Annotated in this window: 18 protein-coding genes; 6 read left to right on the top strand and 12 right to left on the bottom strand. The window is 64.4% G+C overall.

From position 1 onward, the window contains the following. Positions 1-38: 38 nt before the first annotated feature. From AC58EF_RS06855 to AC58EF_RS06810, 10 genes are all read right to left on the bottom strand, one after another. Positions 39-368, bottom strand: a complete 330-nt coding sequence (locus AC58EF_RS06855) for a hypothetical protein (RefSeq protein ID WP_497275531.1) — start codon at positions 366-368, stop codon at positions 39-41. After that, positions 368-2,887, bottom strand: coding sequence for a TraC family protein (locus tag AC58EF_RS06850; protein ID WP_497275529.1), 2,520 nt, complete (start codon positions 2,885-2,887; stop codon positions 368-370). Before AC58EF_RS06850 ends, AC58EF_RS06855 begins: the two co-directional genes overlap by 1 nt. Continuing rightward, positions 2,884-3,504 carry a TraV family lipoprotein gene (locus tag AC58EF_RS06845; protein WP_497275527.1) on the bottom strand — a complete coding sequence of 207 codons (621 nt, stop codon included), beginning with the start codon at positions 3,502-3,504 and terminating at the stop codon, positions 2,884-2,886. Before AC58EF_RS06845 ends, AC58EF_RS06850 begins: the two co-directional genes overlap by 4 nt. A gap of 32 nt (positions 3,505-3,536) precedes the next feature. After that, complete coding sequence (locus AC58EF_RS06840) at positions 3,537-4,826, bottom strand: TraB/VirB10 family protein (RefSeq protein WP_497275839.1); 1,290 nt, start codon at positions 4,824-4,826, stop codon at positions 3,537-3,539. 80 nt (positions 4,827-4,906) lie between these two features. Beyond that, positions 4,907-5,680 (bottom strand): type-F conjugative transfer system secretin TraK, encoded by a 774-nt coding sequence (locus AC58EF_RS06835; protein ID WP_497275526.1) that lies wholly within the window; start codon positions 5,678-5,680, stop codon positions 4,907-4,909. After that, positions 5,664-6,299, bottom strand: coding sequence for a TraE/TraK family type IV conjugative transfer system protein (locus AC58EF_RS06830; protein ID WP_497275525.1), 636 nt, complete (start codon positions 6,297-6,299; stop codon positions 5,664-5,666). Before AC58EF_RS06830 ends, AC58EF_RS06835 begins: the two co-directional genes overlap by 17 nt. Positions 6,300-6,307: 8 nt before the next feature. After that, positions 6,308-6,574, bottom strand: coding sequence for a type IV conjugative transfer system protein TraL (locus tag AC58EF_RS06825; protein ID WP_497275523.1), 267 nt, complete (start codon positions 6,572-6,574; stop codon positions 6,308-6,310). Between the two features lie 138 nt (positions 6,575-6,712). Beyond that, entirely contained in the window at positions 6,713-7,057 is a 345-nt protein-coding gene (locus AC58EF_RS06820) for a hypothetical protein (RefSeq protein WP_192669483.1), read from the bottom strand. A gap of 180 nt (positions 7,058-7,237) precedes the next feature. Next, the gene (locus AC58EF_RS06815; RefSeq protein WP_497275520.1) at positions 7,238-8,020 is read right to left on the bottom strand and encodes a DsbC family protein; all 783 of its coding nucleotides are present in this window, start codon (positions 8,018-8,020) and stop codon (positions 7,238-7,240) included. Next, positions 8,017-8,535, bottom strand: coding sequence for a hypothetical protein (locus AC58EF_RS06810; RefSeq protein ID WP_497275519.1), 519 nt, complete (start codon positions 8,533-8,535; stop codon positions 8,017-8,019). Before AC58EF_RS06810 ends, AC58EF_RS06815 begins: the two co-directional genes overlap by 4 nt. A gap of 56 nt (positions 8,536-8,591) precedes the next feature. Here AC58EF_RS06810 and AC58EF_RS06805 point away from each other — a divergent pair, with 56 nt between their 5' ends. The 6 genes from AC58EF_RS06805 to AC58EF_RS06780 all read left to right on the top strand — a co-directional run bounded on the left by AC58EF_RS06805 (position 8,592) and on the right by AC58EF_RS06780 (position 13,098). Continuing rightward, on the top strand, positions 8,592-9,011 hold the full coding sequence (locus tag AC58EF_RS06805) for a hypothetical protein (RefSeq protein ID WP_497275517.1): 420 nt from the start codon (positions 8,592-8,594) through the stop codon (positions 9,009-9,011). A 251-nt stretch (positions 9,012-9,262) separates the two neighbouring features. Further along, a complete protein-coding gene (locus AC58EF_RS06800) occupies positions 9,263-9,682 on the top strand; it encodes a helix-turn-helix domain-containing protein (protein WP_497275515.1) in 420 nt (139 codons plus the stop codon). Positions 9,683-9,692: 10 nt separating this feature from the next. Further along, on the top strand, positions 9,693-10,325 hold the full coding sequence (locus AC58EF_RS06795; protein ID WP_497275513.1) for a GntR family transcriptional regulator: 633 nt from the start codon (positions 9,693-9,695) through the stop codon (positions 10,323-10,325). A gap of 159 nt (positions 10,326-10,484) precedes the next feature. After that, a complete protein-coding gene (locus AC58EF_RS06790; protein WP_497275511.1) occupies positions 10,485-10,619 on the top strand; it encodes a benenodin family lasso peptide in 135 nt (44 codons plus the stop codon). Between the two features lie 65 nt (positions 10,620-10,684). Continuing rightward, the gene (locus tag AC58EF_RS06785) at positions 10,685-11,338 is read left to right on the top strand and encodes a lasso peptide biosynthesis B2 protein (RefSeq protein WP_497275510.1); all 654 of its coding nucleotides are present in this window, start codon (positions 10,685-10,687) and stop codon (positions 11,336-11,338) included. Next, the gene (locus AC58EF_RS06780; protein ID WP_497275509.1) at positions 11,338-13,098 is read left to right on the top strand and encodes an asparagine synthase-related protein; all 1,761 of its coding nucleotides are present in this window, start codon (positions 11,338-11,340) and stop codon (positions 13,096-13,098) included. The genes AC58EF_RS06785 and AC58EF_RS06780 overlap by 1 nt, the downstream gene beginning before the upstream one ends. Before the next feature lie 80 nt (positions 13,099-13,178). Here the strand turns inward: AC58EF_RS06780 and parT are convergent, their stop codons facing one another. Further along, entirely contained in the window at positions 13,179-13,664 is a 486-nt protein-coding gene (gene parT / locus AC58EF_RS06775) for a type II toxin-antitoxin system Prs ADP-ribosylating toxin ParT (protein WP_497275507.1), read from the bottom strand. After that, the gene (gene parS / locus AC58EF_RS06770; protein ID WP_497275506.1) at positions 13,661-14,140 is read right to left on the bottom strand and encodes a type II toxin-antitoxin system Prs ADP-ribosylating antitoxin ParS; all 480 of its coding nucleotides are present in this window, start codon (positions 14,138-14,140) and stop codon (positions 13,661-13,663) included. The genes parT and parS overlap by 4 nt, the downstream gene beginning before the upstream one ends. Positions 14,141-14,171: the final 31 nt, after the last annotated feature.

Below are 14,171 nucleotides of genomic sequence, written 5' to 3'. Positions count from 1 at the left end.
GATGGGCCCAGGTGCTGGGCACGGGGAGAGGATGCCGCTCATCGCGTGCGCCACCATGTGCGCAGGCGGAGCAGCCCCTTGTCGATCGCGCCAGTGAGGCCGATGAGGAGGATGCCGCTCGCAAAACAGCCGGCGGCGACCATGACGGCGGCGCGCAAGACGAGGAAGGGAGGTTTGCCGAGCGCAAGGCCCGCGGCGCCGACGAGCAGGCCCATCATCAGCGTTTCGATCGTGACGAGGCGGAAGCGCCAGGTGAGCGCCTGCGCCTCGGCCTTGGCCGCCGCGCGCCTCTCGATGAAGGCTTCGAGCGCGGGATCGGGCTCGAACTCGAAGCGGGGCTGGTTGCTGTCGAAAGAGGGTTTGCTCATCACAGCGCCTCCCAATGTCCGGCAGGTCCAAGTATCTCTGTCGCATCGACGCCGGCGAGATCGCAGATCGCTTCGAGCGGCGAGAGCCCCGCGCGCAGCCGCGCCTCGAACGCCGCCACCTCCTGCGGCGCGCTGGTGTTGATCCAGTAGGAGAAGGGGTCGACCACGAGCCGGGCGATGCCGAGCCCCAGGGGCGAGTCGATGAAGACCTCGCTATAATGGGGCTTGTTGTTACGGACCGACTTCAGGAGGTCGAGGACGAAGCCCGAATAATCGAGGATCTTGTTCTCGACCGCCCTGTCATAGGTCGATCCCTGGAGCAGGAACCGCGTCGCGGCATTTTCGAGGATCACCTGACCTGTTCCGCCAAAGAGCAGCAGGTCGTTCATCGACTGGAGGACAACGCCGAAGCTTCCCTGATATTTGCGCGCGCGCCTGTAGCCCTGGCCGAACACTTCGGCGAGGCGCGAGAGGTCCTGGCCGTCGGTGCGGGTCATGAACTGGGCGGCCTCGTCGCACAGCACGAAACGGGGCCGGTCGCGGGCGGAGAGATAGAGTTCCTGGGTGACCGCGTTCACGACCACCATGACGATGACGTTGAAGAGGTCGGGCATGGCCTTGAGGCGTTCGAGTTCCAGCACGACAAATTCGTCGGTGGAAATGTCGAAGGTCGAGGGGCCGTTGAAATAATGGCCATAAGCGCCTGAACTCGCAAAATCGCGCAGGTTGAAGGCGAGCTCGCGCGCGGCGGGCACCAGATGATCGACCTTGTCGAGATCGCTGGTCGCCTGAGCGGGGTAGGCGCCGAGCCAGTCGCGCACCGCGTCGATCCCCGCTTCCGACCGGCCACTGTCGATCGTCCACTGCACCGCGGACTTGAGCAGGTTCCATTCGGACGTGCTGACGCCCTTGCGGGTCGCGGCATTGGCCATTTCCGCGACGATGGCGACCGCCATGGAAATGGCCGACTGTCGATCGTCGCCGTCGAGCGCGAAGCCCATGTCGAACGGATTGAGGACGAGATGCTCCTCGCCAATGTCGATATAGCGGCCTGAGCAAAGCGTGCAGAGCTTCCGGTAGCTACCGCCGATATCGATAATCCGGATGAGCGCGCCTTGCGCATAATATTGTTGGCACAGGTTATTGAGGAGGAAGCTTTTGCCGGCGCCGCTCTCGGCCGAGACGATGAAATTATAATTGTTGATGCGCGGATCGAAGAGATCGAGCGTGATAAGCTGGCCCTTGCGTCCGGCATAGAGAAGGGCGGGGCGCCCGCCGCCGCGAAAGTCAGTCTGAACCGGCGCCAGAAGCGCTGCCGCCTTGGCGGGCATGGGAAGGTCGCGCTCCAGCATCCGCACCGTCCTGCGGTCGGGATAGAAGCCGAAGGGGAGCGCCATTGGTAGCAGGACCGGATTGAGATAGCTCTCCTCCTGCATCATCCAGGGCAGTGGCTCGCTTTCCCACAGGCGCTTGGCGCGCGCCGCCATCTCGCGGGCCTGCGCGCTGTCGCGGCCGAACACCCAGACGGTCGGGATTACCGAGACGAACCGGCTGTTGCCCGCCTCGTCGAGCACCCAGCCGATCTCCTCGATCTGCTTGCCGACCTCGACGGCAAAGCTGCCGGCGGCCTTTTGCGCGGAGAGAATCTGCGCGCGCTTGTGGATCTCGAAGCTCGAATGATCGAAGAGGATGTTGAGCGTGTAGAGGAAGGGGCCGCCGATCTGGTCGCTGTCCTCCGAGGCGCCGCGCATCCCGCCCAGGAGACGATTGCAGCGCTCGGCGGTGACACATCGGGCCGGCGATTTCGGTGTCAGGCACCGCGCGACCTGGTCGCCCAGGAACAGTTCCGGGCCATCGAAGACGAGATCCGGGCCGGCATCGATCAGTTGCTTGCGGACCGGGCGCGCGGGCATGTCGTCGCTGCCGCGAGCAAAAACCCCCGGTGCGTTCTCGAACACGCCGTTGAAGATGCGGCGATAGAAGGTGACGAGCGCCTCGGGCGCGAGGCGGGCGATGCCGAGCTTGGAGAGCTGTTCCTCAATCTGCCGCCGCAGGTCGGCCCCAAGCGGCTTCCTGGTCTTGATCGAGAGGAGCAGGCGGAAATTGCGCAGCGGAATGCCATGTAGGGCGTCAAGGCCCTGGGTCCCGTCTCGCAGATAATCGCGGGTCCGGCGCGCCGAGGCCTGGATCAGCGGATCGGGACGGGATTTCAAATCAAGGAAGGCGTCGAGCGCATCGTCGATCAGCGGGTCGGCGAAGCAATGGAGCTGAACCACCGTGCCAGGCGCGAACTGGATGTTGAGGAGGCCGAGCAGCGCCTGATGGACGTGCGCGAAGAGATAGGCGGAGGGAATGAGTTCCCAGGCCTGGCCCCAGCCATCGTCGATGCAGAGAAAGGCTTCCTCGTCCTCGACCCAGGCGACCATCGGCAGAAAATCCGAATAGGCATCGCGCGAGACGCTCTGGCGAAGCCGCTCGAAGGTCATGCCGCCGCCATGGCGGGTGCCGGGCGCCTTCATTGCCCTTGCTCCTGCGGCGGCGCGGGAAGGTCGCTCGTCTCCATCGGCGTGGGCTTGGCCTTCACCTGCTCGAGAACGGGTACGGGGGCCGCCGGATTGACGGGGTTCACCAGATAGTCGCCGACCACCCATTGGGGCTTGTCGAGGATCGAATAGACATAGCGCGGCATGTAGAGCCGGTCGGGCCGCTCCCGGTCGGCATAGGGAAGGATCAGCGTACGGATCGTGCGGCCGGGGCGCAGCATTGGCGTCACTGGCGCCTCGACCAGTCCCTGAAGCTCGCGATAGACGCTGTCGCGATAGCCGAGATAAGGTGTGGCGCCCTTGCCCCTGGCGCGTCCCATCGGTGCGGGCGCTGCGGCGGTACTGCCTTTCAGCATCTTCTTGTCGTTCGTGACATTGGGATCGGACCGCGACACCGCGCCTGCGACCGCATCCTCATAGGCGCGTTCGGGATGGATGCACTGGCCATGGTCGCTATTCTTGCAGCTGAACTTTTCGGGATAGGGCGACATGACTGAGCCGATCGCGGTGCAGGCGGGCAGTGAGGCGAGCATCAGCAGCGGGGCGCCTGTGCAGCGGATAGACGAGGCTGATGGCATTGCGAGGAGCGGCATGGGCATGTCTCCTTGTTTGAGGCGCGGGCGCATCAGAATTTGCTCCCCGCAGTCGGCTTGATTTCGAGGGCGACGCCTTCCTGGATCACGACCACCACATCCTTGGCGGCGCCCACCTCGACGATAGGACCGGCTTGGCGCGCGAGATCGAGATAGAAGTCGGTGAGCTTGTCGGAGGATTTGGAGAGGCCGCCGGCAATGCCGGACTTGGCCGCGTCGCCCGCATCGAGCGAGCGGACGGTGCCGAGCGCGGAGACCGAGGTGTCGCCGAAGGTGTTTTCGACGCTCTGGCTCATGCCCGAGATCGTGCCGGCAATGAAGCTGCGCGCGAGCGCGGCGCCGGCGCGGGTGACGACCCGGCCCGACAGCCCCTTCTTTCCGTCGGTATCGACGAAGAACCCTTTGATCGGCTGATCGACCACCGAGCGTTCATCGAAGTCGACGCAGGAGAGGGAGACGAGCTGGACCTCGACCCGCTCCTTGGCGAGGCTGCCGGTCGCATTGCCGATGACGAAGCAACCGGACAGGTTCGCCTTGACGTCATTGGGCAGCACGGCGGGCGCCTGGACGCGTGCGATCAGCGGTTCGGGGTTGCTGGTCGCGTCGCGGCTGGCGAGCGCGTCGATCCCGGTCAGCAGCCGTGCCTTCATGAAACCAGGTGGCAAATAGATGGCCCGGGTCTTTTTTTTAACGCTCGTTGCCCCTTTGTCGCCCGCGTCAGCGGTGAGCGCGGCGGTCGCGGTCCCGATCGAGCCGACCTGCCGTTCGACCGCCGGGGCTGGCGGTGCGGGTGGAGCCGAAGGCATGGGAGGCGGTGGCAGGCTGCCATCAGCGCTCTCAAGTTCATGGGCGCTGGGGCTTGGCGGGAAGGCCGGGATGTCGCCGGGCATGGCGCTGGGGAGATCGCCTTCTGCCGCGTCCATGGCGGATCGCCCGCCCGGGGCGACCTTGCCTTCCTCGATCGCGGTCACCCGGTCGCCCAGCAGCGCCTGGCCATCGAGGATTTTCTTCAAGTCCCCGCGCACCTTGGTCTCAAGGCTGTCGCCGCGCAGCCCCGCGCCCATGTCGAGGCGCGATGCCGCCGGTGCCGCTGGCGCCTCGTCCTTCGATCCGCTCGAGGCAGTGTAGAGGCCATAGCCGAATAGCGCGATGACGATCCCGACACCTGTCTGGCGGGCGCGTAGCTGCTGACGGGCACTTAAGGCCGCCCAGCGGGCCTTCAGGTCGAGGAGGGCAGGGCCACGACCTGCATTCTGCGCGCTGCCTTGCCTTTCGCCATCGCTCGCGCCCTCTTTCTTTGGCGGGCGGGAATAACCCTGCATCCCGGCACGCCTGCGCGGGGTGTCGACGGGCTTGGCGGGATTGCCACTGTCGGCGCCGGGGCCATCATTGTCGGGGCCGCTCACAGCGCTTCGCCCCGACGGAGCAGAATGAGCCGCGCGCTCTCACCGGCGCGCAGCGACAGGCGATCGAGGGTGACGCTGAAGATGCGCGCGCCCATGGCGGTGCCCAGGAACAGCCGCTCGTCAATCTCGCTATCGGCGCTCGCCTCGACCCAATATTCCGACGCCGAAAGGCCCGTGCCCTCGATCGCGACGCGCCGGCGCTCGGTGATGCGCAGCGCTGGCGCGGCGCTGAACGCAAGCGGCCTTGGCGAAACCGCGACCTCGGTAAAGCTCGCCGGCACCCGGTCCTGCAGCATCGCGAGGGTGATCGAGACCGCGCGCTCCTCTTCGACCAGCGGCCCCAGCAGCTCCCCATTGGCGCGGGCACGCTGGCTGGCACCGGGCGCGAGGGTCACGGTCTGGGCGGGAATGTCGGAGGGCTCGGCATAGAGCGGATAGATCGCGCCGTTACACGTCACGAAGAATTCCGAAGGGGTGGTGACGAAGCTGCGCGTCACCTGACCCGCATCGTCGCTTTCCTTGACGAGGAACTTGACCCAGGCATCAGCGCCCGCCTTTTCGACCGCGATCGCCTTTTCCGCCGAGAATTTGACATCCTCGATCTCGCCGCCCTGGCAGACAAGATGGTTGACGTCCCGGTTCGAGAGGCGAATGGTGCTCGTCTGGTCAGGGAGCGCGGTGATGGTCTGGGCCAGTGCCGCTGTGGGCAGCAGGGCGCCGATCGCGCTCGCCGCGAGGGGCACGCAAAGGCGCTTACCGAAGTTCGGCATCGAAATTTTCCTCAGCTAGCGACAGGAGCCAGAAGCGGCCGGCGTCGATCGTGTAGCGGATGCGCAGATTGCCCCGGAACTTGCGGATGACACCGCCAATGACGCGCACCTTTTCCACCGGTACGAGGATCTGGCGATCCGTCCAGGTCACGGGTTGATCGGGCCGAATATAGGCGGCGATCGAGAGCGTCGGGTTGTTGGCGAGCTCGTCGAGGATCGCGTTCAGACTGTCCCTTATGCCGTTATAGGCGGTCGGGTGAACAATGCTGAGCAGCTCCTCGAACTGCCGGTCGGCCGAGAGCGCCGAATAGGTGCCCGAGAGCGCGACGATATTGCGCGTCATGGCGCGCAGATAGGCGGCGGAGGGCTTGCCGCCCGTCACATAGAGATCGCCGCCAGCGCCGAAAGGCACGACCACGGTGCGCTGGTTCTGGGACGTTGTGTAGAGCGCGATGCCCAGCACTGCGGTGATGCCGAAGAGACCGGCGATCGAGAATTTGAGCAGCCTGTTCTCCTCGAACAGGTTGGACGAGCCCTGGAGGTAGCGGTGGATGCCGAAACTGGACGGCTTGCCGAGCAACGGGTCGCTGGCCTCTTTCGAAATTGTCTTGCCGAACATGGTTTGCCTCACTCGCAAAAGCGGGTCTGGGTGGGACCGGGGTAGCGGGGGAGGCGCAAGAGCCCCCAGCGCCAGGCGAGGTGTGGCATGAAGCCGCGCGGCTTGGTCCGCTTCCAGGGAATGAAGAGGAGAAGGACGCCGACGAGCGACCAGCCCACGAGGCCGCCGACGATGACGGCGACGAAGATCGTCGAGATGACGACGATGAACTCCTGCGCGTCGAACCAGAGGATCTGGACCGGCTTGTGCAGGAATTGCGGCAATCTCTCATCCACGTCCTTCTCCCTTGCTTCATCACGCCTGGACCAGGCGTGATTGTTACGAAGAGCGACCATTCGCTCCCCGACCCGGCGCAGGCCCAAAAGGAAGACCTGCGCCAGTTCCGATGGTGATGGGGCTCGATCCTGCGGCGGTCAGACCATCATGCCGAAGGTCTGGAGGATGGAGTCGGCCCGGATCAGGCAGACCGCCGCGACGATCGTGGGGATGCCGATCATGATGTTGGAAAAGAGGCGGCTGACCCCGAACAGAAAGGCGGCGACGCCGCCCACGAAGCCGAGCGGACCCTTCACCCCCTGGTTCACCACGATATCGTAGATGTCGTAGCCAAGGTCGCCGGCGGCCGGCGCCTGGAAGGCGTGGGCGGCCGATGCCAGGGTCATCGCGACGAGGAGGGTTCCCACGGCATCGGCCGACGCAAAAGAGAGGCGGCGGATCCGGGGCATTGAGAGGTGAGGTAGGTTTACGGTCTTGAGCATGGCTTTTCTCCAGGCAAAAAGGAGCCGTCCCATCGACATGCCTGCCGGCATCGACTTGGGCGATCGCTGTCGGCCAGCGAGGGGCAGGGCGGCTCCAGGAGGAAGGCCCATCGCCGGCATCTCGTGCCCGGGGGCTGCACAGTGCGCGCATCCTCCCAGGGCCCGCCAAAGTTTCTGCGGTCAGCTGGGCGGCTTTCGCGGCGCCCGCTTTTGATCGAGCCAGGCCTCGATCTCGGCCTGCTGGAAGCCGGAGATGATGCGGCCGTCGAGGATGAGGGTTGGGGTCCCCGATATCCCCATGGCCTTGACCGCTTGCGCATTCGCCGCGACGCGGGCCGCGCCCTCCTTGCAGGTTGTGAGGGGCTTTGGCGCCTCTCCGGCATAGGTGGCGCGGAACGCGGCAGCCTGGTCCTTTGAACAGAGGATATGCTGGGCCTTCGACGCGGCTTCCGGGTGGATGCCGCTCACGAAATAGATTTGCCGCCGCGCCGGCTTGCCTTCCGCGGCCTTGGCCGCCCAGAAGCGGTCGAGGGCGCGGCAATAGGGACAGTCGGGATCGGTGAACTCGATGACGGTCGGAGCCCCGGGTGGGCCGATGGTGAGCGCCTGGGTGGGATCGAGTTGACCCAGCTTCTTGCGCGCGCTGGCATCCTGCGCGAGAGCGGTCAGGTTGACGCCGTTCCTGTCATAGATGGTGGCGAAGAGGAGATGCTCGCTCTCCGGCGCATAATAGAGGATGCGCCCTCCCGCGCTCGCCTGGAACAGCGGTCCCTTGACCGGCGCCGGCCCGAAATCCTCGAACTGGAGGTTGGTGAAGCTTTGGCGGAGGCTGGCTTCGGCGGCGCGTGCCGCTGCGCTGAGATCCGTGGGTGTCGCCTGTGTCTGGGCGGCGGCAGCGGCGCCTGACGCCAGCAAGGCGACGCTCGCAAGGAGCGATGGAAGCGAGCAGGGCGAACGGGTCATCGTGTCATCTCCTTGATAGGCCGGGGCTGGCGGATGAGGAGGTCGGCATCCATTTTGACGGTGGCGCCGATCTGTTGCGGCGGCATGGACCTCGCTGCGAGTTTCCGGGCGGCGCGGATGACGAAATCACCATCTGCCTGCGCGATGCTGAGTGGACCGACGAGGGGCGGTGCGGGCGGTAGCGCACCGGGGCGCGCCGGGGCGCATGGGCTCGCGATCAGGCCGGACAGGAGCAGTCCAGCCAAGATCGCCGGTCGAGTGGCCGGCATCATATTCGTCTCCAGATGCAGGGCGAAGCTGCGTGCCTCGCCTGTGGCGACATGGACCGATGGAGGCTTTGTCCGCGAGCCGGAACCAGGCGCCTCATCACTCCACGTCGGGATGAGCCGGTGGTGGGCCAGCGTGCCGGATCGGCGCAACGGGTAGGGCACTGAAATGCCGAAACCGGCAGTGAAGTGCCGAAATCGGCATTTCAGTGCCGCTTTGTTGATTTTTTTGCGCCGGCGCAGCTTCAAACCGGATTTTCCCCGTCAGAGCATGGGGACATCATGCGAATCGTGGAAGGGCGGGCATGGCCGGACATCGATCGAAGACGTACAGATTGCAGTTGTCGGACGAGGGAACCGACCTGTTCCTCTCCTGTCACTCCCGCCTGGCAAGGATCGCCCGGAACTTCATACCCTATGGCGCGACCCTCTCGGTCGCGCTGATCCTTGCCGACACCATGGATGCCGAGGAACTGGTCGCAGAGCTCGCAATGCCCTCGTGCAAGCGCCTTGCCGGCAAAAAAGACCATTATGTCGGGGCTTCGGCGCATTTGAGGCCCTTCGCCGCCAATATCCTCGAGCGTATCGCGCGCTCCGATCACATCAGTGTCCGCCCGACGATCGGCAGGCTTTACCTGGCCGCCATCGCGGTGATGGCGGCCAGTGAGGCACCGGCCCTGGCCAGGGCGTATCGGCGGCTTCCCTCCCTGTTCCAGCAAGGCTGAGCAAGGGCCAGCCAGGCGCATTCGCTTTAGCTGTTCCATCTGTTGCTGCCGCAGGTAAGAAAGGGTGTAGTCGCCCGCCGGCGACATGTTGTCGGCAGGATCGAGCGAGAGCTCGGTCATCTGGCTGCCGCTCTTGGGCGGCCCCACTGTCAAAATGGGAGCGATAATATTTGACGGGAAGCGTATTTCCCCCAAAACCTGACCCATCGGAATGTGCATGGGTGCTTTGAGACGCGATCAGCGAGGTCCTGATGAGCGCATCTCAAGGCAACGCCTCTGAAGAGGGGGCGTCGATACTGGCCGAGGTCAAGTCGATCTCAGGTCGCCGCATCGAAGAACGGCGCAGGCGCCAGCGCATTACACAAGAGCAATTTGCCGCCGTTGTCGGGATCGGTGTGCGATGGCTCAGGGAAATCGAATCGGGCAACCCGAAGTCCCGGATCGATGATCATATCGCCTGCGCCCATGCCCTCGGGCTTTCGTCGGCGCATCTCCTCATTCCCATGATGCTTCTGGAGCACCATATGCACGTCCCCAGGCATTTCTTCCTCGACGACATGTTCGAAATGGAGCGGCTTTGCGTCGAGTTCATCGCAAGCCTCAATCTGCGGACCTTCCTCAAGCCCAAAGGCGGCGGCGGCGGATCGGCTGGACAAGGTCCTTCTGCATGAAGAACCTGTGATGGCGCCGGAGACAGTCACCGCCGACCGCATCTATCGGGAACTCAAGCAGTTGATCCTGAGCGGAGAGCCACCTCCGACAGCGCCGCTGGTGGTGCAGGCCCTGGCGGAGCGATATGGCACAAGTATCGCGCCGGTGCGCGATGCGCTTCATCGCCTCGTCGGCGAGCGGCTGGTATCGGTGCAGGGCGGGGGCGGTTTCGCCATGCCGGCCATGACGCGGCTGCGGGCCTATAATCTCTATAGCTGGCATGCCGACATCGTGCGCGCGGCGCTCAAGGTCATGGTGCGATTCGAACGGATCGGGCCGCCGCCGCCCTTCCTTGATGACGAGGCGCTTGATTCGGTTCGGATTGCCGCAGCCACTGCGGATCTTTTTACGCGGATCTGCGCCTGTTCGCCCAATGATGAGCATCTCGATGCCATCATCATCGTTGGCGAACGTCTCCACATATTGCGGCTGCGCGAAGAGGTGATCAACCGAAGGGCACAGGAATTGCGCTCCTTGTGGACCTCTGCCTTTGCGGGAAACAGGCGCGAAACCGGCGCCGCCATTTCCCAATATCACAAGCGTCGCCTGGTGCGGGTGGAGCAGATCGTCAATACAGTGCTTCTCGCATCGATTGCAGACTGAGTTCTCTAGGGTTGAAGATCAAGGATTCGACTTCACAGCCTTGCTTCTATTGCAAGCTTATAAGCTGTCAGAATGGTACCTTATAAGTTCGGATATAAGCGCATCCTTTCATAGCATCAGTCCTGCCGCAAAAGTTGCGGTGACATGATGGAGATGAAGATGAGCAACATTCACGAGCATGAAGACAGCGTCGTCGATTTCGGCGTCGCCTCGATCGAAACCCAGGGCGCGGCGCTGGACGATTCCGACAATATCGGTGGCCAGGTTCGCCAGCTCGGCATCGCCGACGACTGAGAAGAGGACGCGCGTCCCTGCGGCGCGCGTCTTTTGCCATCGGCATGAAGCGTCGGAGGGCCAGCATGGGATACAGGTTGAGGGACGGGCTTTCCTTTTGCGTCACGGGAAACCGGGCGATCTTCCTTGACGTTGCGGCGGATCGCTATTTCGGGCTGCAACCTAAGCAAGATCTGGCATTTCAGCGGTTGCTCCAGGGGAAGGCTCCAGCGGCGGCGCTGGCTTCGCTGGTGGGAGGCGGCATCCTTGTCGAGGATGAGGGCACCGCAGGCTTGCCGCAGCCGGTCATCGTCGCGCGCGCGACCCGCGAGGTGGCGCTCAATCCTGACGCTGCACATTGGAAATACCGGCTCGCATTCCTGTACGCGCAAATCAGCGCCATCGCCCGCCTGCGCTTCCGGGACTTCGGCACCGTCGTCGAGCAGATCGAACGGCGATCGCGCGCGGCGGACGTCAAGGCGACTGCCTCGCAACGCGATTGGACGGCTCTCGCATCCTCCTTCGCCGCGGTCGCCTGGCTTCTTCCGCGCAGCGGACAATGCCTGCTCCGGTCGATCGCATTTTTCGAGGTTCTGCTGTCGGCTGGATATCGGGCAAAGCTCGTCATCGGCGTCAGCGCGTCGCCCTTTTCCGCCCATTGCTGGGTCCAGGCCGATGACCTGGTTTTGAACGACCGCCTCGAACATATCCGCCCCTTCGAACCGATCCTGGCCATCTGATGCTTGGTCGATATCTGATCCTGCTCGGCTGGGACGAGGACGACCTTGCCCCTGACACGCAGGCGATCGCGGAGCGGACCGGCCTTCCCGCCTGCGGCAGCGTGCCCCATGGTCGGCTCTGGGCGAGCTCTCCCGATCTTGTCCTGCCGCTTGGCAGCCGCGAGCATGTGGTCGTCGGTACGCTGTTCCCAAGGCACGGCCCCGCGTCTCGCGTTACGCCGCAGGACAGACTGGCGCAGGAGGAACTGTCGGCCTCGTCCGTCCTGTCGGTTCTCAAGGAGCGCTATTGGGGCGGCTATGTCCTGCTTGGCCGCGAGGACGGCCTGGTCCGTCTTGCACGCGATCCGGGCGGGGCGATGCCCTGCTATTTTCTGGAATTGCCCTCGGGCTGGGCCATTTCGTCCGACGTGCATTTGCTGGTCGATGCCGGCTTCCTGAAACCCCGCATCGCCTGGGACCAGATCCCGCGCTATCTGGTTGCCAAGGACTTGCCGAGTGCGACGACCGCGATCGATGGCGTGCAAGAATTGCTGCCGGGAACCGCCGTCGCCCTGACCCCGGGTGCCTCCGCGCTGTCATCCTTCTGGTCGCCCTGGGAGCATGTCAAGGAACGCGAGGGCTGGGACAGCGAACGTGAAGCGGAGCGACTGGGGCGAACGATCGATCATTGCGTAGCTGCCTGGGCTTCCACCTCGTCCAATATTCTCTCGACCCTGTCGGGCGGGCTCGATTCCTCGATCGTGGCGGCCGCGTTGTCGCGGACCAGGACGCTCTTCCGGTGCGTCACGCTGGTCACCGAAAATCGCAATGGCGACGAGCGGGACTATGCGCGGGCGATGGCGTCATCGGTCGGCGTGGATTTGCTCGAGGGGCATTATGACCATGCGGATGTCGATCTTGCGCGATCGGTCGCCCGGCATTTTCCAAAGCCGATCGGACAGATCCACGAGGTCGCCTATCACGCCCTCGTCATGCGTCGGGCGGCAGGCTGTGGTGCTGAAGCCGTTTACACAGGGAATGGCGGCGACAATGTCTTCTATAACAGCAGTTCGATCCGGCCCTTTTTCGATTGTCTCCGGGCCAGGGGAATCGGAGCTGAGGCCTTTTCGACCCTGCGCAATATCGCGGCGGTGACCGAGACGCCGCTGCCCTCGGCGATCTGGGCTACGGCGCGCGCTATCGGCCCGATGCGGCAGGCTTACAGCTGGCGCCGAAATATCGAGGCGGTGGCGCAGGCGGTCGTCGCGGACATGAAGCCTGACGCGCTTCATCACGCCTGGCTCGATGAGCAGCAGCTGAGCCGTCCCGGCAAGGCCGGACAGGTCGCCTTTCTCCTGCGGGTCCAGAATCATCTCGAAGGCTATTTGCGCGAATATGGGATGCCGATGATTAATCCGCTCATGTCCCAGCCAGTGGTGGAGGCGGCGCTCGCTGTCCCGACCTGGAAGATGATCGAGGGCGGGCGGGATCGCGCCCTTGTCCGCCGAGCCTATCATGATCGCCTGCCGCCGCTGGTGAGGGAGCGGTGGCGCAAGGGAAGCCCCAGCGGCTTCGCCATGGAAGTGCTGAGCCGCAACAGTGCAGCGGTGCGCGAGCGGCTTCTGGATGGCGAACTCGCCCGTCGGCGGCTGGTCGACAGGCAGGCGATTGAGACGGCGCTTGGGCGCGGTCCGGCGATGGGGCTTTCCTACGTCCGCCTGCTCACTTTCCTCGATATGGAAGCCTGGATCGCGCACTGGAACGGCAGGCGCAGCGGATAGCGGACTGGCTGTGGACGGTGTTGGCGCTGCGCGGGCACCATGGCGCAGTCATTTCCGTCGCCGTTCGATCCGGGGTCGCGTCAGACTTTACGGATCATCCGCGGGTCATAGAGCCATTTACGGACCTTGCGGGCCATGATCCGTCCTGCGTCCGGGTGCGCGGGATTGATGAGCAGATTCTGCTCCTCGGGCACGATGACCGAGGGGACGAGCATCAACGCCGTGCGCAAGGACTGCGCCCATGCTGATCCGATCGAAATGCTGACCCTGCCGGCCGGCTCGGCATCCCAACCGACCGGCAGACTTCCGCTCGTGGCGACTTCGGCCGCAGCCAGCATCTCGTCGGGTACCGTGATCTCGACAAGATAGCGGTTGAGCGGCAGCCCCCCGCTATTGAGATGGACGACGGTTTCAAGGCAGGCGAGCGCCCGGTTGCTCGCCGCATAGACAAGAGCGACGCCCACGTCATTCCAGCGACCGCCCGTGATCTTCGCGCCGGCGCCCGACATGTCGTCGGCCTCATAGGCCCTGGTATCAGTGGCGATCCTCCAGAAGATCGTCGTCACGCAAAGGCGCCGCTCTGGATTTGCGCCAATGTGCGGGAGACCAGAGCCTGGCCTTCCATCGTGTCGAGCAGGTCGATCGGGTTCACGCCGGCAAGAGCGGGAAGCGGCTGCCGCAGCCAGGTCGAGAGCCATTCGGGCGCATCGAACCCTTCGGCATCGCCCGACTCCTCGACCATGTCTTCAAGCTGGCCGACCAGTTTGGCGAGGCCGAGCACGCGTTCGCTGTCTTCGGTCGAAAGCGGCTGGTTGTTCGCCGCCTTCTTGTTCACCGTCGCGGTCTTGAGGTTGAGCGCGTCGAACATCACCTTCTGGTCCACATGCAGTGCGGCGATGAAACGCTTGAGATCGCTGGCTGCCACGCCCTTCTTGATGAACCCGATCCGGTCGACGGGCGACGCACGATAGAGCGCCTTATAGGCGAAAGGCGGTGGGTTTTTCCCCTGCGGCTTGCGGCGGCCAACCTCGACTTCGGACATGATGATGCTCCTTTGAGCATTCATATAGCTC

The organism is Sphingobium sp. WR1, from assembly GCF_059693745.1.
This window is presented reverse-complemented; position numbering and strand designations above follow the sequence as displayed.

What these genes read in the sequence shown, in the direction of transcription:
- AC58EF_RS06845 (WP_497275527.1), bottom strand. Translation starts at nt 3,504, where the DNA reads ATGCCGCTCCTCGCAATGCCATCAGCCTCGTCTATCCGCTGCACAGGC.
- AC58EF_RS06855 (WP_497275531.1), bottom strand. Translation starts at nt 368, where the DNA reads ATGAGCAAACCCTCTTTCGACAGCAACCAGCCCCGCTTCGAGTTCGAG.
- AC58EF_RS06850 (WP_497275529.1), bottom strand. Translation starts at nt 2,887, where the DNA reads ATGAAGGCGCCCGGCACCCGCCATGGCGGCGGCATGACCTTCGAGCGG.
- AC58EF_RS06840 (WP_497275839.1), bottom strand. Translation starts at nt 4,826, where the DNA reads ATGCAGGGTTATTCCCGCCCGCCAAAGAAAGAGGGCGCGAGCGATGGC.
- AC58EF_RS06815 (WP_497275520.1), bottom strand. Translation starts at nt 8,020, where the DNA reads ATGACCCGTTCGCCCTGCTCGCTTCCATCGCTCCTTGCGAGCGTCGCC.
- AC58EF_RS06800 (WP_497275515.1), top strand. Translation starts at nt 9,263, where the DNA reads ATGAGCGCATCTCAAGGCAACGCCTCTGAAGAGGGGGCGTCGATACTG.
- AC58EF_RS06795 (WP_497275513.1), top strand. Translation starts at nt 9,693, where the DNA reads ATGGCGCCGGAGACAGTCACCGCCGACCGCATCTATCGGGAACTCAAG.
- parS (WP_497275506.1), bottom strand. Translation starts at nt 14,140, where the DNA reads ATGTCCGAAGTCGAGGTTGGCCGCCGCAAGCCGCAGGGGAAAAACCCA.
- AC58EF_RS06805 (WP_497275517.1), top strand. Translation starts at nt 8,592, where the DNA reads ATGGCCGGACATCGATCGAAGACGTACAGATTGCAGTTGTCGGACGAG.
- AC58EF_RS06830 (WP_497275525.1), bottom strand. Translation starts at nt 6,299, where the DNA reads ATGTTCGGCAAGACAATTTCGAAAGAGGCCAGCGACCCGTTGCTCGGC.
- AC58EF_RS06820 (WP_192669483.1), bottom strand. Translation starts at nt 7,057, where the DNA reads ATGCTCAAGACCGTAAACCTACCTCACCTCTCAATGCCCCGGATCCGC.
- AC58EF_RS06790 (WP_497275511.1), top strand. Translation starts at nt 10,485, where the DNA reads ATGAGCAACATTCACGAGCATGAAGACAGCGTCGTCGATTTCGGCGTC.
- AC58EF_RS06785 (WP_497275510.1), top strand. Translation starts at nt 10,685, where the DNA reads ATGGGATACAGGTTGAGGGACGGGCTTTCCTTTTGCGTCACGGGAAAC.
- AC58EF_RS06835 (WP_497275526.1), bottom strand. Translation starts at nt 5,680, where the DNA reads ATGCCGAACTTCGGTAAGCGCCTTTGCGTGCCCCTCGCGGCGAGCGCG.
- AC58EF_RS06780 (WP_497275509.1), top strand. Translation starts at nt 11,338, where the DNA reads ATGCTTGGTCGATATCTGATCCTGCTCGGCTGGGACGAGGACGACCTT.